Here is a 23,014-nt window from a genome sequence, read left to right on the forward strand (position 1 = left end):
CCCGGCACGGTGGCTGTCTCCACCAATTGATAAGAGCCTGGCGTCAAGTCATCAATCGTTAGTTTTCCTGCTTCATTCGTCAGAAGGCCTTCTCGCAATGGACTGCCGTTGGCATCCTGTAATGCAAATGTGACACCTTCCAACAGCTGACCGTCTTCCCCTTCTTTCGTTAGCTCGAACGTGCTTGGAAGATACTGATTCTCTGCTTGGACTTCAGCTGCTGTCTGTTGATTAAACACGATTTCAAATGTAATCGGCGTGTCATCCAACTGATAGCCGAATGGTGCTTTCGTTTCGATGAATGCGTAATTGCCTGGCTTCAGGTCTTCGACAACAAGTATGCCTGCTTCATTGGTCGTGAGCCCCGTTAGTAATTTTTCCCCAGCTCCATTCTCTAAGGTGAATTCCGCTCCTGCTAGGGTATTTCCTTCTTCACCGACTTTTGTCAGTTCCACTGATCCGGTACTTAGTGGGTTTTCAAAGCTAACCTCGGCTGCTTCCGTTTGTCCAATCGCAATTTCAAATGGGATGGGTGTCGCATCCAGATCATATCCTGGAATGGTTGCTGTTTCGACAAATTGGTAATTGCCCGGCTTCAAGTCATCAACTACGAGCGTACCTGTTTCATCGGTTGCTAAATTTTCTTGCAAGGTTGTGCCTGCATCATCCTGTAACTCAAATACAACCCCTTCTAACGTCCTCCCATCTTCTCCAAGTTTTGTAAGCTCAACGGAACCAGGAGCATATTCATTTTCCTTACTCACTTCAACTTGTACTTGTTGGGCATTGTCAATTGTAAACGAAATAGGTGTTTCGTCCAGCTGATATCCTGCTGGAGCTGTCGTTTCAATAAACTCATAACTCCCCGGCAATAAATCTTCGACGATAAGAATACCATTTCCGTCCGTAATTAAACCTGTTTCTAGTTCTTGACCTGCTTCATTACGCAAAGTAAACTCAGCATCAGCAAGCGTTTCTCCACCTTCGCCTGTTTTTGTCAACTGTACGGAATTATCTAAATTCATGTACACACCAACGCGTGCAGGCTCTACTGGCTGACCTTGGTCCGTAGCAATGGCAAATGAATTCCATGCTGCTCGCTCTGATGGGTTTACTGTTTTATCTAGTATGTCTTGATTCACTTCATTTGCTTCTGGTGCAAGCATTGAGAAGTTAATTGTAATACCTTCTCCATCAATCCACTCAACGCCATCTTTTAATTCCATTTTAAATGAATGAATTTTTGACCAATCTATTACATTTTCCTCTAATGTCCAGTTTGGATTTTCTGCAGACGGAGGATTGGAAAGTTTCTCCGTAGATTCCGGATAATCCGTATTTTTAATTAAATCATCACGTTCTGGTGTTTTCACTGTACTATAGTAAACATTCACTTTCTCTTGCCATGATGATGGAAGCTGAATCGCTCCAGATAATTCAGGAGTAAATTGGCTGCCACGATCAATGTTATCGGTAATGCCAAGATCATTTACGGACGGCATCACATCTATCAATGTCATGCTTGAAATATCTTTCCCTGTTGTATTAGTTAATGTTAAACGGTAGTCAATGGAACCTCCTGGAACGGTACTTCCGAAATGGGTATAACTATCGTCCAGCTGTCCTTTTATCAATTTTTCGGTTTGAATATTATATTGACCAGTAATGTAATAGACATTTCCTGATTTTAAGCGGGGCTGATCTGAAATGCTATTTTGGTTTAAATCCTCTGTATCCGTTTGTAAAACTGTATCCGTTAATCCAGGGTTTTCCACTGTTGGTACGGTTAACTCCTCATCTCTGGAAAACCCATACACATCAAACGGTAATGTAGTTGGCGCACTTTTTTCTATTTGAACATTAATCTCTGCAGATAGCGAACGGCTCGGCCGAAGCAAAGGATCATTCCAACTAAACTTTACAAGTTGTCTTCCGCTATTATTATAGTTGTCACTAATTACTACATAGTCACCGCCTGTTGATGATTTACCGTCAGCATCCATATAAGCTATATCTGGATTTCCGGATATATGAATGCCTGACGGTAGCAAGACAACTGTTTCCAGTGGTTCATTCATTGCTAAAGTAGAGCTGCTTTCTGTGTTTAAGTCAATACGCATGCGGTTTTCGCCAGCACCAACATAAGAACTTTGATGGTCAATTAATTCCACCCCTACTGTAGCTATAGGAGGCTGATCGGTTGGTTTGGGTGCAACTTGAGCAGATCTCGGCCCTGCAAGAGGGTCTGTATTATATTCATTGCTGAATGAGTTTCCGTCTGCATCCACTCCGTGTACATCCCAATCGTTCGTTACCGACCCTGTATATCCGGGTTCAACCCCAAAATAGTAGTTCGGTCTACCAACATTTAACATACCGCTCGGGGCATACGTAAAATCGTAATAAATTGCACTTACGGTTGCTGTTTCATCAATTCCTAAATCAGCGCGATTATAAACTTTCCCCATTTCTGCATCTTCAATAAGGAGCTGTTTTACGCCATTTACTTCCGCCTCAATGTTAAATACAGGATTGTTTTTTAATGGGATCCCACTTGGATAGTTGCTATTCGGTCTATAAATAAATCCCCCAGGCGTTTTCAACTTTTCAAAAATTAAATTTGAATCAATATTATACTTCGTTATATACTTCTGAAAATCGCCATACTGACTTTCAGGCAAAGGAGCAATGCCATGTGAGAAGGCTAAAAGTGCATCATCATATACAGTTGGATTAGAATTTTTATTAGAGGCCGGGGCTACATTCCCCTCGTCATCTTTCGGACCAACATGAATCGGAACATACCAAGTCCCTTCAATATCTCCTGATGCAGAATCAGAATCTACAATTTTTATACTATGACTCGTATTAGCAGTGGTCTGATTATTTCCAATAAATAACGCTTCTACTTCCGCATTATTTTCAAGTGTCTGGTCTAATGTATTATTTCCAGCGGTTAAAACTACCTCTATACTTGCATTAAATAATGTATCTTCTGCCGCTTGCTGATCTGCAAGCGCAGGTGCATCAAAAGTCCAACTTAACTGATTTCCATTTTGCTCGGGTTCAGGGCCATTCGTTGTCGACTGATAAGTTAGTCCCTCCGGTAATGTATCTACTACGGTTATTTGCGAATTTTCTTCAAGGTAGAGTTGTCCAATATTGCTTTTAGGAATATCGACATTGATTTCCCATACTGTTTGAGAATTTGGTGTAGGAAAGTTTCGGTCATTATCCTGAACACCTGAAAATTGCTTCGTAATACTTACAGGATTCGATGCATCCACGACAACCGACGCTTCATCATTAACTTGTGCTTGCTCATCCGCTTCAAAAAAAGCAGTTGCTGTAAGCTGGGTGCCATTAGGGATATAACCATTTTTTGTTTGTAATTTAACGATATTTTCGTACGTTTGACCTGTTTTTAATGTATCGAATTGATATACTAATCTACTATTTTCAGAATCATAAATTGGTTGAATACCAGCGATTTCCAACTCTGTGAGCGCCTGATTAAATAGAACGTTTTCTGACGTTGGTAAATCAACATGAATAGTCGCGTTCGTGTATTCAGCAATTGACCCTGTAGATTTAAAGACGAGTTTATACGCTGCGTCATTCCCAGAAAGCACGTTTGCATTTTGCGGTGATATGTCAATATCCACATTCAAGTTTCCTGAAAAGGGCGTAATCATCGACTGTACACCAAAGTTACCCTGCTGCGAATTGTTACTATCAGAAGATTTCTGTGGTTCGTCCTGACTTTTCTCTGTATCTTTCTTGTCGGTATTTTCCTTGTCCGTATTATCTACTGTCTTTCTATCGCTGGATAATTGTTTTTTTTCTTTCAGAGTATCATCCTCGTTCTGTTTGTCACTTGAGGATAATTGAAACGTAAAATCCTTATTAGCGATAGATTGCTTTTCTTTTAATCCCTCAAATTGAATCCGGTTTTCACCTTCTTGTAAATCCGTAAGAGCAAACGTAATTTCTTTCGATTCCTCTAAAAAAGTAATATGTAAAATGTTCTTTTCTTTATTATTATCCATTTTTAGTTGAGTGTTTTCTTTAAAATCAACGTTCATAAGCGAACCTTCGGGATATACCACATTTAGTTGATCAATTTCTTCATTTACAGATACGTTGAATGTCGAATTTTCCGTCGTAGCTTCTTCTTCAAGTGATATAACGATGCTCTCGTCCGTATTCTTACTATCGGCAACCATAACTATCGCTTGACTATATTGGGTGAAAATTAAAGTTACTATGGCTACGATGTAAAACATCTTCTTCATTGTGAATCCCCCAATCTAAGAGTATAATGACATAAGTGTAATCTTAATATATATAGTAACATATTGTTACAATTTTTTGTATATAATATTACAAAATTTTTATACAATTTGAAGTATGGTGTCGAAGCCACCGTAGTTTTACAGTTCCCATTTATATATAAAGACCCTAATGATTGCTCTATCACGCTGGAGCAGTTATTTTTTTATTTATTTATTGTAATACTTTAATAGCGTATTATAGCGAAATATGGTATAATCAGAAATATAAGCGGGTGATGAGATGTATTTAAAAAAGACGAAAACGAAGAATGGACGGATTCATTTAAGCATCGTTGATTCTTATTACGATAAAGTAAAGAAATATGCCAGGCAGGTTACCATTGAAAGCCTGGGCTACCTGGATGAGGCGGAAAAACAGTACGATGATCCGATTGCTCACTTCCAGCAGCGTGTAGAGGAATTAAAAAAAGCAAAAAAGGAACAGAAAGAACCCATACGCTTGGAATTGTCCATTAATGAAAAATTGGAGAAAGAAAAGGCATATCGAAAAAATTTCGGTCATGTCATATTCAGCCATATTTATCATCATCTCCGTTTACATACCTTTTGGAAAAATCGCTCTCATCGCCGCAACTTCGCTTTTGATACCAACATTATTTTTAAATTATTAATTTTTACACGTCTGTTGTGTCCGGGTTCCAAATACCAATCCTTTGAAAATCGATATTTATTTTTTGAAAGAAATAACTTCAATCTTCAGGATGTTTACCGGGCACTGACATTTTTTAACAAAAAAAAGGATGACGTGTTAAAGTGGCTGCATGATCAGATAACAGAAAAGTATGGGCGGGATACCTCCCGTGTATTCTATGATGTCACTAATTATTATTTTGAAACGGACACAGTGGATGAGGAGGACTATCGACGTAAAGGAGTTTCCAAAGAACATCGTCCCAACCCGATTGTACAAATGGGATTGTTTATGGATAATCAAGGCATACCGATCACGTATCAACTATTCCCTGGCAACACAAATGACTGTATGACCTATCGTCCAAACCTCAAAAAAATGAAATTGGATTATGGAATCAAGCGTGCAGTTGTCGTGGCAGACAAAGGCATGACTACCAGGGATAACATTTGGTATACGTTATCAGCAAAAGATGGCTATGTATTTAGTATGTCTGTGCGCGGGGCAAATAAAGAACTCAAAGCTTACGTAATCAATGAGAATGGATACGAATGGCTCGGAAAAGAATACAAACGGAAGTCACGGCTCTATCCAAGAGATATTCAAGTGACAACAAAAAACGGGAAAAAAGCAACGAAACAAGTGCATGAAAAGCAAGTCGTGTTTTGGAGTGAAAAATACGCAAAAAAAGCTAAATATGAACGAGAGAAAGTTCTTCAAAAGGCACGGTCCTTGATTGAAAAGCCAGGGGCTTATAAACGAGCCACGTCAATGGGAGCCAGCAGTTATATTAAAAATATAACCTTCGATAAGAAGACAGGTGAAATCCTGACCCCGAAGAAGCAGTTACAGTTGGATGAAAAGAAAATTAAGGAACAGGAAGCACTGGATGGATATTATGTATTGATTACCAGTGAATATAAGGAAACGGACGATGCCATCATTGACATGTATAGGGGGTTGTGGCGCATTGAGGAGACGTTTCGTGTTACCAAGAGCAATTTAGAAGCACGCCCAGTCTATGTATCCAGAAAAGAACATATTGAAGCGCACTTTTTAACCTGTTTTGTGTCTCTTACCATTGCCCGCATATTGGAACTGGAGATGGAAGGAAAGTATTCAGTGCCACAATTATTGAATAGTCTACGAAAAGCAGAATGTACGGAACTCAGTCAGAATTACTACTTATTCGATTATTACGATGATATTTTAGAAAAAATTGGTGAGCAATTTCAAATTGATTTTTCTGCCAGATACCGGCGTTTAGGAGAAATTAAAAAAATTTTAGCACAGACGAAAAAAGGATAAATTTCACTATGAAAATAGGACAAAATAAGACACCCCTTTCCCTTAGATGTACCAAGGGATGAAGGGGTGTTTTTAAATGATTTCACTGTAAAACTTAGGATATATATAGTAACATATTGTTACAATTTTTTGTATATAATATTACAAAATTTTTATACAATTTGAAGTATGGTGTCGAAGCCAGCAAATTGCTGTGTAAATAAAATAATCGTGAGACAAAACATGAACAGGGTGTATCTTAAGACATAGAAAAATAATTGTCTAAGATACACCCTGTTTCTCTTCATTTACTATATGTGCTATTACTTTAGATCCTCCACAAATGCTTCAAGACGATCCATGCCTTCTTTTAAAACATCCATGGAGCAAGCATAGGATATACGGATAAACCCTTCACCGTACTCAGTAAAACCGCTGCCCGGAACAACAGCTACACTTTTTTCATGTAAAAGCTTTGTTGCAAAGTCAAATGAAGGTATGTTGAATTTTTTTACAGATGGGAAGATGTAAAGTGCACCACTTGGCTCTACAACATCTAACCCCATGTCTGTTAGTCGCTGTTGTGCATATGCTAAACGTTTTTTATACGACTTGTTCATCTCAACAGGTGCATCGCGGCAATTCGTCAACGCCTCAATGGCTGCCATTTGACTTGGTAGTGATGCACAAATAGAATTGTACAAGTGTACTTTAAGGACATGCTCCATGGTATGTGCCGGCCCCATCGCAAAACCAATTCTCCAGCCTGTCATGGAGTGAGATTTTGACAGTCCGTGAATAAGAAATAATTGATCCTTTAAACTTGGATACGATGCAAATGAACAATGCTCACCGCTATATGTATTCTCACTGTATATTTCATCAGAAATGACGAATAATTGATGCCTTTCCATAACGGCGACGAGTTCATCCAGCAACGCTTTATGTAATATGGTGCCTGTTGGATTAGAAGGGTAGTTAAACAGAACAGCCTTCGTTTTGGAAGTGATCAAAGATTCCAGACGGTCAGGGGATGGCAAAAACTCCGTATCCGCAGTATTGAGATAAACGACCTTTGCACCGCATAAGTGAATCAGCGGCTCATATGCCGAATAAATAGGCGCTGGCAGAATCACTTCATCGCCTTCATTCAGGATCGTGCGAAAGATAGAATCAATTCCTTCACTTGCCCCGTTCGTTATAATAATTTCTGTTTGCGGATCATAGGAAAAGTGATATTTATCCTGAAAAAAGGAAGCGACCGCCTGACGTAATTCCAACAAGCCGGCATTGTGTGAATAGCCGGTTTCGTTATTCAAAATGGCTTGTACACCGGCTATTTTAATCGAGTCCGGCGTGTGAAAATCAGGTTGGCCGATTGTAAAATTAACAGCATCCGGAACATTCTCTATTTGATTGGCAAACTGGCGAATTTCGGGGACCTGCAGCTGTTCAGCTTTTGAATTAATCATTTTGCAATCTCCTTCTAATGATGTAAATCATTTCATTTCATAAATTATGATGAAAATCACCTTTGTGCACTGGAAAGGAGCTCTACTCTAAAAAAAGCATTTTTCATTCCGTGCACATACTAGGTGCTAGTTAAACTAACCTGCAATTATTTGTTCCTCAAGAAACAGGGATGATATAATGCGGCTGCTTTCCTTCAATTGCGCGCACGACATTTTGGGCTGTCCTTACTTGCAAATCTTCTTCCGCTTCCGCTGAAAAATAAGCAGCATGCGGAGTGACAATGACTTCTTCGAGCTTCAACAGCTCATTATCTGCATTCGGTGGCTCTTGGAGTAAGACATCAATCCCTGCACCTGAAATATGTTTCTCTTTAATCAATTGTGCTAAATCTTCTTCGACAATGACACCGCCTCGACATGTATTAACGATCATCGCACCTGTAGGCAGCATTTTCATCTTTTCGTAGTTAAGCAGATTTTTTGTTTCATCTGTTAAAGGAACGTGCAAGCTGAGTAAATGGGACTGCTCCAGCAGCTCATTAAATTCAACAGCCTTTACACCGTTCTCTTTAAAAGCAGCTTCATCTGCATAGCGATCATGGGCGATAATAGTCACGCCAAATGGCTTTAATCTTTTTGCTACTTCACGGGCAATTTTTCCAAAGCCTAATAATCCGATCACCGAATTACTGAGCCGATGGATAGGTGCTGTGTCGGTCGGGTCCCATCCTCCCTGCTTCACTTTTTTATTATAAGCAAACAGTTTCCTGAGTAAAGTGAGGCATAGTGCCGTTGTATGATCACATACTTCCTCAACACAATAGTCCGGCAAATTGCTCACCGTAATACCGCGCTTTTCAGCAGCTTGCAGATCCACGTGGTTAAAGCCTATACCAAAGGTGAATATGGCCTTGCAGTTTTCAAGTTGATTAATGAGTTCTTCCGTCACATGCATACTAACTTGGGCAACAACAGCGTCCGCATATTTGCCAAACTCCTGTAAATCTTTTTGGAGCGTCTCTTTTGTTGTCAGTTTATAGTCAATATTGTGCTGCTCATATACTTCAAATTCTTTATCATGTGTTAATCCCGCACCATCTAAAACCCAAACCTTTGCTTTTGCTTCCATCGGGTTTCCTCCTACTATATTAATTTTTGTCTAAAACAAATTGACTAACAGCCACTATGCACAGCTAGCGCAGACGTTATAAATGAACCGTATTAATAATATCTTTCAATACTTTACCAGAATGTAAAAGCTTGGCTTGTTCATCCCCACTTAACTTTAGTTCGATTACTTTTTCTGTGCCGGAGCGATTAATAACTGAAGGAACCCCTATATACATGTCGTTTAGACCGTACTCCCCACTCATATAGGCAGAGACTGGAAAGATTGCATTTTCATTTCGCAGAATCGATTTTGTTAATTTTGCCAGTCCCATCCCTATACCATAATACGTCGCACCTTTTGTTTGCAGCACATGTTGCGCAGCATCACGTACATCAACTGAAATCTTTTCAAGGTCTTTTTGGTGATCGTGGTTATCCGTATCGATCATATCCAGAACCGATTTTCCGCCAATTGTCGTTGCACTCCACGCAGCAACTTGAGAATCTCCATGCTCACCAACGATATACCCATTTACACTTTGTGGGCTTACATTAAAGTATTCGCCTACCTTATAGCAGTATCTTGCTGTATCCAATATTGTCCCCGAGCCAATGACGCGATGTTTTGGAAGCCCGGAAAATTTCCACGTTACATACGTCATAATATCTACCGGATTAGAAGCAATTAGAAAAATACCATCAAAGCCAGAAGCCATTACCTGATCGACAATCGAACGAAAGATTTTCGTATTCTGCTCCACAAAATCGAGACGTGTTAAGTCTTTGTTTTGACTGGCACCAGCTGTTATGCATACAATATCTGCGTCAGCACAATCTGCATAGCTGCCGCTTTTTATTCGGGATGGAGAATCCGCATAGAGCAAGGCATGATTCAAATCCATGGCCTCTCCTTTTGCCTTATCTTCATTCATATCAATTAATACAATTTCATCAGCAATCGATTGATTTAAAAGGGCATATGCATAAGTTGCACCAACTGCTCCCGTTCCAACGACTACTACTTTATGTTGTGTCACGCTATCCCTTCTTTCAATTGTGTATATATGATTTACGTTAGTGAAGTCCATCATTTTTAAGTTAATCAAACATGCTTGGGATCCATAATGATAATGCCGGCACGTATGTGATGACTAAAATACAAATGATCATTGATACGATAAACGGAATAACCGCAAGCGCAATTTTTTCAAATTTAATACGGCCAACACTTGAAGCAACAAATAAATTAACTCCAAGCGGAGGTGTAACAAATCCGATGGCAAGGTTAGCAACCAAGATAACACCAAAATGGATCGGATCTACTCCGACAGATGTAACAACCGGTAAAAGAATCGGTGTTAAAACAACAAGCGCAGAAATTGTGTCGATGAACATTCCGACAACTAACAAAAGAACATTAATTGTAAGCAAAATAACGACCGTGCTATCAGAAAGGCCTGTTATAAAACTGGCAATGCTTGCGGGAATTTGCTCCAGCGTCATAAAATAAGCAAAAGAAACAGATAATCCGATAATAATCATCGTTGTTGCATTAATAACAACTGTTTCAAGAAAACCGTCAAAAATGGTATTCCAGTCCAATTCTTTATAAACAAATTTTCCAATGAAAAGTGCATATACCGCCGCAACAACTGCTGCTTCTGTAGGCGAAAAAACACCACCATAAATACCGCCCAAAATGATAACCGGTATTAATAATGCCCACTTCGCATCGTTAATCGCTCTAAGTAAATCTTTAAAGTTAATTTTCTTTACATTGTCGGGCTTATACCCACGTTTTTTTGACATTAAAAAAGATAGAAGAAGTAATACTCCACCGACCAGCATCCCAGGCAAAATACCTGCCATAAACATGCTGCCAACAGAAACACTGCCGATTACTCCATAGAGTACAAACGGAATGCTTGGCGGTATAATAACCCCAATGGACCCGGCTGATGCCGTTACCGCTGCAGCAAACCCACCATCATATTTTCTCGCTACCATTGCCGGGATCATAAATCCGCCAATAGCAGCTACCGTTGCTGGTCCAGAACCGGATATTGCGGCAAAAAACATACAAGCCGTAATCGTCACCAAAGATAATCCGCCTGTAATCCAGCCAACCATTACCGTTGCCAAATCAAGCAAGCGCTTGGAAACGCCACCCTTTCCCATTAGAATACCTGCGAGCATAAAAAAGGGAATGGCCAATAATGGAAATGAATCAAGTGCTGTAAAAGCCTTCTGGGCAATGATATCTAACGGCAACGTCGTCCCGAAATAAATGGCAACAAGCGCTGATACACCAAGGGATATCGCAATCGGCACGCCGATTAACAAGCATACAAACAACGTTCCAAATAATAATGCTACAGTCATTGGATTGCTCCCCCACTTTCCAGCTTGTCATCATTTCCTTTATAAATACGAATTAATTGTTGAACTAGTCGTATTGCCATGCCTGCACCACCAATTGGGATCGCTAGGAAAGGAATCCAAAAAGGTATCTGGATAGCTGGCGACACCTGGCCATTGCGCAAACTGTCCAGCACAAGCTTCGTTCCAAATACCGCCAAAAACAAAGCGAGAACAAACCAAATAATGACAGAAACCATTTCCATGATCTTTCGAACCGTTCCATGAAATAAATTAATAAACGCTTCCACTCGTATATGCTCTCTTATTTTGACTGCATAGCTGGCACCTAGCCATACTTGAAAAACGTGAATATATCTGGCCATTTCTTCTGTCCAACTCGGTGCGCTTTGCAGCACATACCGGCCAAACACCTGACCTGCAATCAGAGCTACCATTAGGATTAATGTCCAAACTAATAAAATTTCCTCCATCCGTGCAAACCTTTTACCCATGCCGCACACCCTTTTCATTGTTTGAAAGATTCTAAAAGAACCCATTATAGGTAAAGAAGGGAAATCAGACAATGCTGATTTCCTTCTCCAATAGTTTTTTATTTAATTGACTGATTTACTCATTTGCAGACAAAGCTTGCTCAACCAAGTCCTCGCCTAACTCAGGCGTATACTTATCGTAAACAGGTTGTGCTTGTTCACGGAATTTTTCTTTTTGTTCAGTCGTGAGCTCGTTCACTTCCATTCCTTCTTCTTTCAAAATTTCAAGCCATTCCTTATCTTGCTCTTGGGCTATTTTGCGCTGTTCTGTACGGTACTCTTCAGATGCCTCCATCACAAGCTCCTGCAAGTCTTCCGGAAGGTTGTTGTAAAAATCATTATTCATTAGCAAAATAGTAGCAGCATAAAAATGACTGCTCAATGTTAGATAATCTTGCACTTCATAAAATTTGTTTGTGTAGAGTAAAGAAATAGGCTGTTCCATTGCATCATAAGTACCTTGCTGCAATGCTGTATAAAGCTCTCCAAAAGCAAAAGGAGAAGCGTTCGCACCATATTCTTTAAATGTATCTGTTTGCAGTGGGTTTTCCATTGTACGGAATTTTAAACCTTCCAAATCACTTGGTTCTTCAACAGGTCCTTCATTATTGGAAATATGACGGAAACCATTCTCCGCATAAACAAGTCCTTTTAAATCATTTTCCTCTAGCTCGTCCAATAATTGCTGACCCATCTCTCCATCAAGTGCTTTATAGGCTGCATCATAGTCATCAAACAAGAAAGGTAAGTCAAATACCATAAATTTCTTATTAAAAGAGGATACGGATGCAAGCGCTGGAATCGTCATTTCTACGTTCCCAAGCTGAACTGCTTCAACCGCTTCCCTGTCCGAGCTAAAAAGTGACCCGTTTGGATAAAGATCAACTTTCAAGCGGCCATCAGACTCTTCTTCCAATTTCTTTTTAAAGTCTTCCGCTGCAAGGTGTGTTGATTGCTCCTCTGACACGAGATAAGCGAGACGGATCGTGTAATTATCTCCGCCACCTTCTCCATCATTGTTTCCTTCATTGGCTGAACCGCCACCTTCGTCGGGACGCCCGCAAGCTGCTAATACTAAAACCGAAATGAGCAAAATAGAAATAATCTTTTTCATGAATTAAAATCCTCCTTGGATAATATGGAAACATTAGAAAATCGTAATTTGCTTGTCCTATAAATTCTTACTCAGTCTAGAAACTAAGCAGAAACAACCTGCATCATGTCAAAGGCTGCTTTCTAGTCATATCGACAACTATCTTCATACATTACCTGGTCACCTTAATTTTTATTAACCTAAACTTAGTTGGGCACATTAAATGCTTTTATATATGAGTTGAATGAATAAAGGACATCTGGTAATCTGTATATTGGTTTTACAATTCTGTAAAAAATGAAGTATGTGAAGCATGAAAAATTGTAGCAATCGCTTTCAATTTACATGGTTCTAAATAAATCACCACTCCTTTACATAATACAGTATACTGTATACAACATGATAAATTATTTTTCTCTATTTGTAAATAGTCTTTTCACATGTTTTATGCGGGGTAATTGTAATACGTTGACAAAAGTGCAAGAACAATGGTTGTGGGAGCTTTTAAATAATGATTTATTTTTGATCCAGTATACATAACGACCCACATTCATTTATCAATTGGAATAAATATACGGTATTTATCTTTGCATATCTTAAGTCTTAAAAAAGTTATTAAAAGTATGGCACCGGTTTTTAACATTACTCCTATAGCTTCCATGATGTTCAATACCATCTCGCATCTACGTAATTTTCAAATAAATCTTGTGAATTAATTACACACTCCCATTTCATTAAGCGATTGCATATGCTGTTGAAAAAGTGGAGGGATACAAATGTATCAATACCCGTACTATGTTCCATATGTACCTGTGAATTATTATCCACATCCGTATATGGGTATGGAAACACGTCAACAACCAAGTGTACAAGAAATTATGCAAGTGCTTCGATCGCAACATAACAACTTATATACAGAGCTTCAGCAAGCAGGAATGAACAGACAACTAGTGGATTACATGTATTATTTTGTAGTTACCTATACATTGAATCAGGCAAACAGTGACGTAACTGCCTCTCAATTATATCGGCAATTGCAAAATCAAGTACCATGGTTTAATTTTTTGTTCAATCAATTCAACATTTCACAAAACATGACAAATCGCATTTTAACAAAAGTAATTGAAATTACATTACGTCTAATTCGTGATGAAGAAGATGACGATGAACCGAATGAGGATGGTCCAACTGGGAGAGTTTAGGCGGCACTCTGACATCCGCTCCTGCAGTCGCATCATGGCAACCAAACCGTCTCGATGTGTTTGCAAGAGGTACAGACCAACAGCTTTACCATAAATGGTGGAATGGCCGTAATTGGAGTGATTGGGAGAACCTGGGCGGAACTTTGACATCGGCTCCTGCTGCTGTTTCTTGGAGCCCAAATCGAATCGATGTGTTTGTGAGAGGTACAGATCAAGCCCTTTATCATATTTGGTGGAATGGTAGCAGTTGGAGTAATTGGGAAAGCCTTGGCGGAACATTAACGTCTAGTCCGGCAGTGTCATCGCTCAGAACGAATCAATTGGATGTTTTTGTACGGGGCACGAACAATCAGCTTTATAAAAAGACATGGAACGGATCACGCTGGGAAGATTGGGAAAACTTAGGGGGTAGTCTTACCTCTGCACCAGCAGCAGTATCCTGGGGTTCAAACCGGATTGATGTGTTTGCGAAAGGCCAAAACGACAACCTTATCCATAAATGGTGGAACGGGAGTAATTGGAGCGACTGGGAAGGCTTGGGGGGTACATTAGTTGGAGCACCTGCTGTCGCTTCAACGCGAGCAAATCGGTTGGATGTATTCGTTAGAGGTACTGATAACCAATTGTATAAGCGTTCATGGAATGGATCGCGCTGGGTAAACTGGCAAAGTCTAGGTGGAACGCTTACTTCTGCTCCCGCTGCCGTTTCCTGGGGACCAAATCGTACGGATGTCTTTGCACGTGGGAGAAACCAAAATCTAATTCATAGTTATCGCGGTCGATAAATCAAACCGCATTTCTAGAACAATATTTGTGATAAAATCTCATTCTTTTTCAAGAAAGGATCCCTTCCTATACTTGTGACCAACAGGATAGGAAGGGATATTATTTTGGAATGTAATCAACGCAATCTTCTATGTTGTATAACAACAATCACTTATTTTAAACCTAACCAAAAGAAGCGTTTAGTTAAAGGACATCGTTATTGTTTTGTTTTGCTTCCTGAACTTGTTGCCGGACATCGTGCAGTTGTTCATATGCTTGTTGAAACTGTGCATTTTCTGTAGCCGTTTGTCCTGCTTGATCCTGAGTTTGTTGCAAAACATGCTCTGCTTTTTCTAATTGTTGATGAGCTTGTTCCAATAGCTGTGCATCAGCGCCTTGTGCTTGAAGAACTGCTCCTTGAGCATCTTTAATTTGCTGGCTTGCCTGCTGCAATTGCTGGTGCATATTTGATTGTGCCATCCCGGAAACCTCCCGTTAACAGTTATTTATCCGTTATTATGACTCGGACAAGCTTATTTATGCACGAACAGACAGGGGGATACTTCCACTTATTTTGGCGATGCGGAAGGAGAAGAAATGTAGTTGGCATGTGTAAAAACAAAATGTGCTCCGTTTACACGGATATCAGCTGTGCTTTCGCATGAATTTACTTGGTTTTTTTCTGACCGCATTGTACTTTCTTTTAAAATAAAGCACAGGACTACAACCTTTCCACTTTTAATGGTACAATTTAGCTGTAAGAATTTTTGCATTGCCTTATGAACCTTACTATGCTAGTAAAGCAATTTTAAATACGGTAGAGGAGAGGAAAATATGCAACAAAATCAATTTGAAAAAATAAAAAATGGAAAAGGATTTATCGCAGCCTTGGACCAAAGCGGGGGCAGTACACCAAAAGCACTTGCTGCTTATGGCGTCCAGGAAGATGCGTATAAAAACGAAGACGAAATGTTTGAGTTAGTACATGAAATGCGGACAAGAATCATTACTTCACCCGCTTTTGATTCCGATTATATTTTAGGCGCCATTCTTTTCGAACAAACAATGGATAGTGAAATCGAAGGAATGTACACAGCCGATTACCTAGCTGAAAAGAAAGGCATTGTCCCTTTTCTTAAAGTCGATAAAGGTCTTGCGGATGAGGAAAATGGCGTACAAATGATGAAGCCAATGCCTGAGTTAAACAGCTTATTAAAGCGCGCAAATGAACGTCATATATTCGGTACAAAAATGCGCTCCGTCATTAAAAAGGCCAACCCGGAAGGTATTAAAGGTGTCGTTGACCAGCAATTTGAAGTCGGAAAAGAAATTATTCAAGCAGGCCTTGTACCAATTATCGAGCCGGAAGTAGATATTCATAGCCCTGAAAAAGAAAAATGTGAGGAATTAATGAAAGCGGAAATCCTAAAACATTTGGATAACTTAAGCGACAATGAACATGTTATGCTCAAGCTGACAATTCCTTCACAAACAAACTTATATAAGGAACTCATCGACCATCCAATGGTTGTTCGTGTCGTAGCGCTTTCCGGCGGTTACTCTACAGAGGACGCCAATGAAAAATTAAAAGCAAATGACGGCCTCATCGCCAGCTTCTCCAGAGCGTTGAGCCAGGACTTAAACGTGAACCAGACAGATGAAGAATTTAATACCAATCTAGAAAAAGCAGTAAAATCCATCTATGAAGCTTCCGTTTAAAGGAGTCATTTTATAAAAATACAAAAACGATCAGCGTCTGACTGATCGTTTTTCTGTGTAGAATTTGATGGGTATTCCATAGGTGAAGAGTAGAATATCCGAACTTGGAAGCATATATCCGTGCTTCGGAGCGATATATCCACACTTGAGTGAATATATCCTTACTTGGGAGCGTTATATCCACACTAGAGCGATATATTCGTACATGATGGGCGATACCCGCACTAAAACGAACATATCCATTCTTGGCGTGCAATATCAGCTTCCGATTTATTACCCTATTATTGCTCCCAGGCATTCAACACATAACTCCAGATCTCCTTATCCGCCAGTTCTTCCTTATCAACCTTAAAACCTCCGCCTAAATAAATAGTTCGTCCCGCAACAGCAATGACCATTGTTTGAATGATTGGATCGGCATCATTTTTTTGAAAAACATCGCCTATTCGAGGCATAGTCATTCCCGGCCCATCGACTTCAGTCTGTTTAACTGTTGCGGTTTCTTTAGAGTCCTGATCATCCTCCAGAACCGAATCCCGCTGTGGACCAATAATTGTTGCTCCCTCTATTAGACCTGGAACCATGACCCAATATTCACTATGTTTAATCCCATTTGACTTATTGCTGATTACACCATTTTTTTCAATCGAAGATACCATTTCAATTGAATTAAGATGATGATGATCCAGTGAATCCGGTTTCGGATTTATAACCAAAATATAATCGCCGACCCTCGCCTTTGCATCTTTATCTAATGTATATCGGTGATGATTACAAACAAAACTATCTAAATGTTTCGGTTTGTAGTAGTCAATTTCATTAGCGGTAGCCAGCTGTTGTTTAAAATCTTCTAATCGAAACAAGTGTACTGATCGTTTAAAAAAAGGGGTTATACCATAAACTTTATGCAATTGATTGTTGTAATAAACAAATTGACCTCTTCTAACGTTGAGTAATCTCACTAAATATCCACCTCATTTGAACGGTTTTTGTCATCCTTTTTATATCTTCACGCTCCACAAAAATAAATTAAGCATTTTCAGCCATTTTCTTTCACAGATTTATAAAAGGATATAGCCATTAAAACAACAATTATAGAAAACGGCAGCGCGGCAATGATCAGCATGTTTTGAAATCCGCCAATTCCGCCAAAATACATCACGATGGCAGCCATAGCTGATAAGGTCAGTCCCCAAATAATTTTCACTGTATTTACCGGATTTAATTCGCCTCCGGTACTGAACATACCCAACACAAAGGTCGCCGAATCAGCCGATGTAACGAAAAATATTGCAATAACGATAACCGTCACGAACGACATAATCATCCCAAGCGGATAATGCTCATACATTCCAAACGTTACTGTCTCCGTAGCCATTTCAGATAGTTTAGCAACGCCACTTTGTTCCAGTTTTAATGCCGAGACACCAAAAACGGAGAAAAAAATGATCGTTACAAACGTAGGCGCCAGTAATACGCCGGCGATAAATTGTCTAATCGTGCGCCCTTTAGATACCCGAGCGATAAACATGCCGACAAATGGACCCCACGATATCCACCATGCCCAATAAAAAATTGTCCAATCGTTAATCCACTGCCGTTCTTCTTCATGCAACGGCTTTAAGTTAAAACTCATTTCAATAAAATTTCCAAAATAATTTCCAATCGTTGTTGTAAACATATTGATAATGTACATAGATGGACCAACAATAAACAAGGTAATAACGAGCAAGGTTGCAATCCACATATTTATCGTACTTAAGTATTTAATGCCCCGACCAAGTCCCGACCAGGCGGAAATTATGAATAAACCTGTTGCAATAACTAAAATAAGCAACTGAAACCAAAAGTTTCTAGGTACGTTAAACAGAAAAGTAAGTCCACTATTAATTTGTGCTGAGCCTAACCCAAGCGTCGATGCTACACCAACAACCGTCGCAAAGACAGCAAGGGTATCCACGATTTGACCAACCCAACCACGCATTACCTTCTTCCCGAACAACGGCTCAAGTGTTGCACTAATCAAGCCAGGGGATCCTTGGCGAAATTTAAAGTAAGCAAGAATCAATGCGATAACTCCATACAATCCCCATCCATGGAATCCCCAATGAAAGGCCGCATACTGAAGAGACTCTACAATCGCCTGATCCGATCCCGATTCTGCATTAGGCGAACTAATAAACGCATGGGAAATTGTTTCAGCTGTCGTAAAAAACATTAAACCAATACCCATCCCAGCACTAAACAACATCGCAAACCAGGCAGGCAAACTAAACTCTGGTTCCTCATCGGGTTTTCCAAGCTTAATATCACCAAACCGAGAAAACATTAGATAGATACAAAAAGTAATCATAGCAATAATGACGAACATATAAAACCAACCGAACCGATTGTAAATAAATGCCGTCGCCGAAGCTGTTAATTGATTTAAATTTTCCGGAGCAAATGATCCCCAAATAACGACCGTCACACATATAATGACCGCATACCAAAATACTTTTGTGATATTCAAATGAAAACCCCCATCCTTCATTCTCTTCAATTAGGATGAGCAATTTTGGGAAAATGATGCATAAATGAAATTGCTTGAAAAAACATTAAAAAAAGGCAAACACTTATATGTTCACCTTCTTTCTTATATAGATTTATTTCATATAACGACACTACACCTAATTTCACCCAGCCTTGTACTTAGCCTGCTTGTATCGGCTCTTTTTCCCTTAAACCAAGTACCTCCGCTGTTGATGCATTGATATCGCGGAATAGTTCCCGGTTTTCCGCCAGTGAAACACCATAAGATGGAATCATTTCTTTTAACTTCGGCTCCCACTCTTCCATATGTTCTGGAAAACACCGATTAAATATATTAATCATGACGTGAACGGCTGTAGATGCTCCAGGAGATGCACCGAGTAATGCGGCAATCGAGCCATCTGCGGCACTAACAATTTCCGTACCAAATTGGAGCGTTCCTTTTCCGCCTTCCTCTGTGTCTTTGATTACTTGTACCCGTTGCCCCGCTGTTACCATTTCCCAATCTTCGGCTTTAGCATTCGGAACAAACTGGCGCAGCTCCTCCATCCGCTGTTCTTTCGATAGTAACAGCTGCTGGATCAAGTACTTTGTCAAAGGCATTTGTTTCGCACCTGCCGCTAGCATCGTAAAGAGGTTGTCCGGTTTTACGGAATTTACCAGATCAAAGATGGACCCCGTTTTTAAAAACTTCGGCGAAAAGCCGGCAAACGGACCAAATAGCAGTGATTTTTTATTCGCAATATATCTTGTGTCCAAATGCGGAACAGACATCGGCGGAGCGCCAACCGGAGCTTTCCCGTACACTTTGGCATAATGCTGTTCAATAACATCCGGGTTCGTACATGACATAAATAGCCCGCTGACTGGAAATCCGCCAATATGTTTCCCTTCAGGAATGTCGGATTTTTGCAGTAAATGTAAGCTTCCTCCTCCGGCTCCGATAAAGACAAATTTCGCTGTATGGTGTGTAACTCTGCCACTTTCAACATTGATAACATCTAAGTCCCACAAGCCATTGTCCGTGCGCTTTATATCCAATACTTTATGCTTATAATTAATCTCAACATTTTCATTTTTTAAATGGTCAAACATCTGGCGTGTTAAAGCGCCAAAGTTAACATCAGTTCCCGAATCAATTTTTGTCGCTGCAATCGGTTCGTTTGATGTACGGTCTTGCATCATGAGCGGAATCCATTCTTTCAACTTCTCCGGATCGTCGGAAAATTCCATTCCTTCAAACAACGGATTTGCTGATAATGCCTCAAAACGCTTTTTCAAAAACTGCACATTTTGCTCGCCATGAACGTAACTCATATGAGGCAAGCCCATAATAAAATCGTCGGGATTACTGATCTGCTTTTTATTAACAAGATAAGACCAAAACTGTTTGGAAAGTTGAAACTGTTCATTTATTTTTATCGCTTTTGTTATATCCACCGAACCGTCTGGATTTTCCTTCGTATAGTTAAGTTCACACAGTGCTGAATGCCCTGTGCCCGCATTATTCCATTCGTTAGAGCTTTCCACGCCAGATTCCGCGAGTGTTTCAAACACCTTCATCTCCCAATCCGGAGCCAGCTCTTTCAAAAGGGTTCCCAGCGTCGCACTCATGACCCCAGCCCCTATTAAAATAACGTCTGTTGTTTGTGTGTTACTCATTTTCATCATATCCTTATATCTTGAAGTCTGTAGAAAGGATGCAGACGTGCCTAGCTATAAATTCAAAAGCCGAAACACAATCTATCAAACAGTCCTTTATTGTTTCTATTATACAGAATTATACGCTATTAGAGTGTTCTATTGTTGATATTATTTATTAATAACGTGTAATAATTAAAAGTTATATGACATTATTTACACTCCTATTAAACCTAATAAACTCCAAAGTTTGACCGAGAAAGTTGTACCTCCTATTCCACGTAACTTCTTGAACAGCGCTTCACCCATTATGATCGCACATTTCGGAAAAATGCAGTTGTTCGCACAAAAATCAATTTGTACGAGTGAATATACTAGCATTAGAAAGGGGGGAAATCATAATGAGTAATCAGGATGTATTCTCAAAAATTAATACAACGATGGATCTTGCAAGCAACACGAATTCAAACGGTTTAAGTGGATTAATCATATTGTCAGCCATTTATACCGAATTTTGTGTTGCTGACTTGATTTGTGCGGAGGCTGACAAAGTTGATTATGCAATTGACTCTACCGCTACAGTAGGTGATCTAGTCAACTTGGATAACTCTGTTGCAGGAGTATTGGATCAACTTTGCTGTATTGAAAGACAAGTGAATGAAAAAATTGCACAAGGAATTCAATTACGCAGTTAATTAGAGGTGTTAAGAAAAACCGGGCAAACCCCGCCCGGTCCTTTTCTATCCACCATAATTAGCGGAAGTCCGATAATTTATATTCCTGTCCATGTATTCCTTTGTAATATTCCGGATACATTTCCCCTCCACATTGTTCACAGCTGAATCTTGGTGGAGTAAATGGATCGCCTCCATCCATCATGTCAAAATCCCTCACAACGTCCATTGGAATTTCCTCTTCTTCATGACACGTTAAACAATGATAGTTGACAAATGTCTTCTTCGGACGTAAGTGGTCGGTCCCTTTTTTCTTTTTTCTCTTTCCTTTTTTCTGGTTCTTGCTTGATCCCTTCAAGATGGATGATCACCCTTTCCATATAACTTCTTGCTTCTTTGGTTAATGCTACTTTTATTTTGAGTGTGCCGTCCTCCGGACAGACTTCTCCCATGTATTCATAATAATTGTCACAGTGCGGACATACCATAGGATCTTTTTGCCCACTGGAAATAACACGCTCTCTCCAGGTTTGGCGACGTAATGTTTTCTTCACTTTCAGTATCCAACGTTTTTTTCCTTGCTGCCATGCAGCTAGTAATTTTTTGCTTAAACTTTTACTTCTTCTCGAATACATACCATAATAACGAATCGTTTTGAATTGCTCATCCGGAATATGGCGGATTAGACGAATGATAAACGCTTCTACCATCAACGTTTCACACTTCTCTTGCTTATCTTTTTTATCGATATATTTAAAAGTAACATATTGTCCATCATATGCCTCAATCCGATTGATTCCAATCGCAGGTCGACGCATATAACGGCCAATGTAACGTAATTGATCCTTTATTTTTCCTCTTTGTTTTGGCGCATACACATAGAAACCTTCTCCGTTTTTGGAAAAAGCCTTTTGTAAGCGAGACTGAACTTTTTTCTTTTCCTTTTTTGTCAGGTTGTTTCGGATTAACTTCAATACAACGGTCTGCCATTGTTTCCGAAGCATTTGAAAAGGGATAAAATCATATGCTTTCCACGATCCCTTTTTCGTTATCCCTCCCATGGTGACCAACATATGTACATGCGGATTAAAATTTACTTGCGAACCGAAGGTGTGCAAGCCGGCGATAATACCCGGTTTGACCTTTGCCTTTTTTCCGAAGTAGTCCGAAATCAGCTTGGCAGCTTCATCCATCAATGGTTTGAGGAGGTGACGATGTAATAAAAATATCTCCCGTAATCCCTCATCAATTGTAAATATGACATGACGATGATTCACTTGTAATACATCTTCTGTAAGTAGACGACTCCATTCCTCACTCTCTCCAAGAGAACAAGTGGTGCAAAAACGACCTTTGCATCGATAAGGAACTTTTCGGGGATCATTGCAGCCTTCACAAACAAAAAGTTTGAATCCGTTTTTCGGATTCCCGCAGTCCCGAAACCTTTCCACCTCCTTGATGACTACTGGACGGATCCTATCTCTATGTTTCTTTTTAAATGACTCCCAATGTTGATTTTCGTCAAAGAAAATTTGTTTTAAAATGTTTTTCTTCATACATTAAAAATACCACAGGAAACGACACCGTGGTAGGGGTTAAATTATATACATTCTTATCTTTT

Annotated in this window: 18 protein-coding genes; 5 read left to right on the forward strand and 13 right to left on the reverse strand. The window is 39.6% G+C overall.

Features of this window, described 5'->3' with window-relative positions; translation table 11 throughout:
* Positions 1-4,295 (reverse strand): SpaA isopeptide-forming pilin-related protein (locus ACLIBG_RS14420; protein ID WP_439313463.1); only part of this gene is annotated, 4,295 nt, incomplete at its 3' end.
* A gap of 280 nt (positions 4,296-4,575) precedes the next feature.
* Between ACLIBG_RS14420 and ACLIBG_RS14425 the strand changes: the two genes are divergently transcribed.
* Entirely contained in the window at positions 4,576-6,294 is a 1,719-nt protein-coding gene (locus tag ACLIBG_RS14425; RefSeq protein WP_439313464.1) for an IS1634 family transposase, read from the forward strand.
* A gap of 302 nt (positions 6,295-6,596) precedes the next feature.
* On the opposite strand, the gene ACLIBG_RS14430 is transcribed toward ACLIBG_RS14425, so the two are convergent.
* The 6 genes from ACLIBG_RS14430 to ACLIBG_RS14455 form a co-directional block, all read right to left on the reverse strand.
* Positions 6,597-7,745, reverse strand: a complete 1,149-nt coding sequence (locus ACLIBG_RS14430) for an aminotransferase class I/II-fold pyridoxal phosphate-dependent enzyme (RefSeq protein WP_439313465.1) — start codon at positions 7,743-7,745, stop codon at positions 6,597-6,599.
* Positions 7,746-7,902: 157 nt separating this feature from the next.
* The gene (locus ACLIBG_RS14435) at positions 7,903-8,874 is read right to left on the reverse strand and encodes a C-terminal binding protein (protein WP_439313466.1); all 972 of its coding nucleotides are present in this window, start codon (positions 8,872-8,874) and stop codon (positions 7,903-7,905) included.
* Positions 8,875-8,950: 76 nt separating this feature from the next.
* Positions 8,951-9,892: an L-lactate dehydrogenase gene (locus ACLIBG_RS14440; protein WP_439313467.1), complete on the reverse strand. Its 942-nt coding sequence runs from the start codon at positions 9,890-9,892 to the stop codon at positions 8,951-8,953.
* Positions 9,893-9,953: 61 nt separating this feature from the next.
* On the reverse strand, positions 9,954-11,237 hold the full coding sequence (locus ACLIBG_RS14445; RefSeq protein ID WP_439313468.1) for a TRAP transporter large permease: 1,284 nt from the start codon (positions 11,235-11,237) through the stop codon (positions 9,954-9,956).
* Positions 11,234-11,728, reverse strand: coding sequence for a TRAP transporter small permease (locus tag ACLIBG_RS14450; RefSeq protein ID WP_439313469.1), 495 nt, complete (start codon positions 11,726-11,728; stop codon positions 11,234-11,236). Before ACLIBG_RS14450 ends, ACLIBG_RS14445 begins: the two co-directional genes overlap by 4 nt.
* A 115-nt stretch (positions 11,729-11,843) precedes the next feature.
* Positions 11,844-12,881: a TRAP transporter substrate-binding protein gene (locus ACLIBG_RS14455; RefSeq protein ID WP_439313470.1), complete on the reverse strand. Its 1,038-nt coding sequence runs from the start codon at positions 12,879-12,881 to the stop codon at positions 11,844-11,846.
* Between the two features lie 755 nt (positions 12,882-13,636).
* Here ACLIBG_RS14455 and ACLIBG_RS14460 point away from each other — a divergent pair.
* The gene (locus ACLIBG_RS14460; RefSeq protein WP_439313471.1) at positions 13,637-14,062 is read left to right on the forward strand and encodes a hypothetical protein; all 426 of its coding nucleotides are present in this window, start codon (positions 13,637-13,639) and stop codon (positions 14,060-14,062) included.
* Positions 14,063-14,118: 56 nt separating this feature from the next.
* The gene (locus ACLIBG_RS14465; RefSeq protein ID WP_439313472.1) at positions 14,119-14,847 is read left to right on the forward strand and encodes a carbohydrate-binding protein; all 729 of its coding nucleotides are present in this window, start codon (positions 14,119-14,121) and stop codon (positions 14,845-14,847) included.
* Between the two features lie 184 nt (positions 14,848-15,031).
* Here the strand turns inward: ACLIBG_RS14465 and ACLIBG_RS14470 are convergent, their stop codons facing one another.
* On the reverse strand, positions 15,032-15,307 hold the full coding sequence (locus ACLIBG_RS14470; RefSeq protein ID WP_439313473.1) for a hypothetical protein: 276 nt from the start codon (positions 15,305-15,307) through the stop codon (positions 15,032-15,034).
* 354 nt (positions 15,308-15,661) lie between these two features.
* Between ACLIBG_RS14470 and ACLIBG_RS14475 the strand changes: the two genes are divergently transcribed.
* Positions 15,662-16,546, forward strand: coding sequence for a fructose bisphosphate aldolase (locus ACLIBG_RS14475; protein ID WP_439313474.1), 885 nt, complete (start codon positions 15,662-15,664; stop codon positions 16,544-16,546).
* A gap of 281 nt (positions 16,547-16,827) precedes the next feature.
* On the opposite strand, the gene ACLIBG_RS14480 is transcribed toward ACLIBG_RS14475, so the two are convergent.
* The 3 genes from ACLIBG_RS14480 to ACLIBG_RS14490 form a co-directional block, all read right to left on the reverse strand.
* Positions 16,828-17,508 (reverse strand): hypothetical protein, encoded by a 681-nt coding sequence (locus ACLIBG_RS14480; RefSeq protein ID WP_439313475.1) that lies wholly within the window; start codon positions 17,506-17,508, stop codon positions 16,828-16,830.
* A 77-nt stretch (positions 17,509-17,585) separates the two neighbouring features.
* Positions 17,586-19,058, reverse strand: coding sequence for a BCCT family transporter (locus ACLIBG_RS14485; protein WP_439313476.1), 1,473 nt, complete (start codon positions 19,056-19,058; stop codon positions 17,586-17,588).
* Between the two features lie 179 nt (positions 19,059-19,237).
* A complete protein-coding gene (locus ACLIBG_RS14490) occupies positions 19,238-20,746 on the reverse strand; it encodes a malate:quinone oxidoreductase (RefSeq protein WP_439313479.1) in 1,509 nt (502 codons plus the stop codon).
* Positions 20,747-21,120: 374 nt separating this feature from the next.
* Here ACLIBG_RS14490 and ACLIBG_RS14495 point away from each other — a divergent pair, with 374 nt between their 5' ends.
* A complete protein-coding gene (locus tag ACLIBG_RS14495) occupies positions 21,121-21,414 on the forward strand; it encodes a hypothetical protein (RefSeq protein WP_439313477.1) in 294 nt (97 codons plus the stop codon).
* Positions 21,415-21,472: 58 nt separating this feature from the next.
* Here ACLIBG_RS14495 and ACLIBG_RS14500 read toward each other — a convergent pair whose 3' ends face one another.
* Complete coding sequence (locus ACLIBG_RS14500) at positions 21,473-21,622, reverse strand: hypothetical protein (protein WP_439313478.1); 150 nt, start codon at positions 21,620-21,622, stop codon at positions 21,473-21,475.
* 16 nt (positions 21,623-21,638) lie between these two features.
* Complete coding sequence (locus tag ACLIBG_RS14505; RefSeq protein ID WP_439313210.1) at positions 21,639-22,949, reverse strand: IS91 family transposase; 1,311 nt, start codon at positions 22,947-22,949, stop codon at positions 21,639-21,641.
* Positions 22,950-23,014 lie beyond the last annotated feature (65 nt).

It is taken from the genome of Virgibacillus sp. W0181, from assembly GCF_051846915.1.
In the GTDB taxonomy this organism is placed as follows: domain Bacteria; phylum Bacillota; class Bacilli; order Bacillales; family Amphibacillaceae; genus JBPYCR01.

What these genes read in the sequence shown, in the direction of transcription:
- ACLIBG_RS14450 (WP_439313469.1), bottom strand. Translation starts at nt 11,728, where the DNA reads ATGGGTAAAAGGTTTGCACGGATGGAGGAAATTTTATTAGTTTGGACA.
- ACLIBG_RS14505 (WP_439313210.1), bottom strand. Translation starts at nt 22,949, where the DNA reads ATGAAGAAAAACATTTTAAAACAAATTTTCTTTGACGAAAATCAACAT.
- ACLIBG_RS14475 (WP_439313474.1), top strand. Translation starts at nt 15,662, where the DNA reads ATGCAACAAAATCAATTTGAAAAAATAAAAAATGGAAAAGGATTTATC.
- ACLIBG_RS14460 (WP_439313471.1), top strand. Translation starts at nt 13,637, where the DNA reads ATGTATCAATACCCGTACTATGTTCCATATGTACCTGTGAATTATTAT.
- ACLIBG_RS14500 (WP_439313478.1), bottom strand. Translation starts at nt 21,622, where the DNA reads ATGGACGTTGTGAGGGATTTTGACATGATGGATGGAGGCGATCCATTT.
- ACLIBG_RS14425 (WP_439313464.1), top strand. Translation starts at nt 4,576, where the DNA reads ATGTATTTAAAAAAGACGAAAACGAAGAATGGACGGATTCATTTAAGC.
- ACLIBG_RS14430 (WP_439313465.1), bottom strand. Translation starts at nt 7,745, where the DNA reads ATGATTAATTCAAAAGCTGAACAGCTGCAGGTCCCCGAAATTCGCCAG.
- ACLIBG_RS14455 (WP_439313470.1), bottom strand. Translation starts at nt 12,881, where the DNA reads ATGAAAAAGATTATTTCTATTTTGCTCATTTCGGTTTTAGTATTAGCA.
- ACLIBG_RS14495 (WP_439313477.1), top strand. Translation starts at nt 21,121, where the DNA reads ATGAGTAATCAGGATGTATTCTCAAAAATTAATACAACGATGGATCTT.
- ACLIBG_RS14435 (WP_439313466.1), bottom strand. Translation starts at nt 8,874, where the DNA reads ATGGAAGCAAAAGCAAAGGTTTGGGTTTTAGATGGTGCGGGATTAACA.
- ACLIBG_RS14470 (WP_439313473.1), bottom strand. Translation starts at nt 15,307, where the DNA reads ATGGCACAATCAAATATGCACCAGCAATTGCAGCAGGCAAGCCAGCAA.
- ACLIBG_RS14445 (WP_439313468.1), bottom strand. Translation starts at nt 11,237, where the DNA reads ATGACTGTAGCATTATTATTTGGAACGTTGTTTGTATGCTTGTTAATC.
- ACLIBG_RS14490 (WP_439313479.1), bottom strand. Translation starts at nt 20,746, where the DNA reads ATGAAAATGAGTAACACACAAACAACAGACGTTATTTTAATAGGGGCT.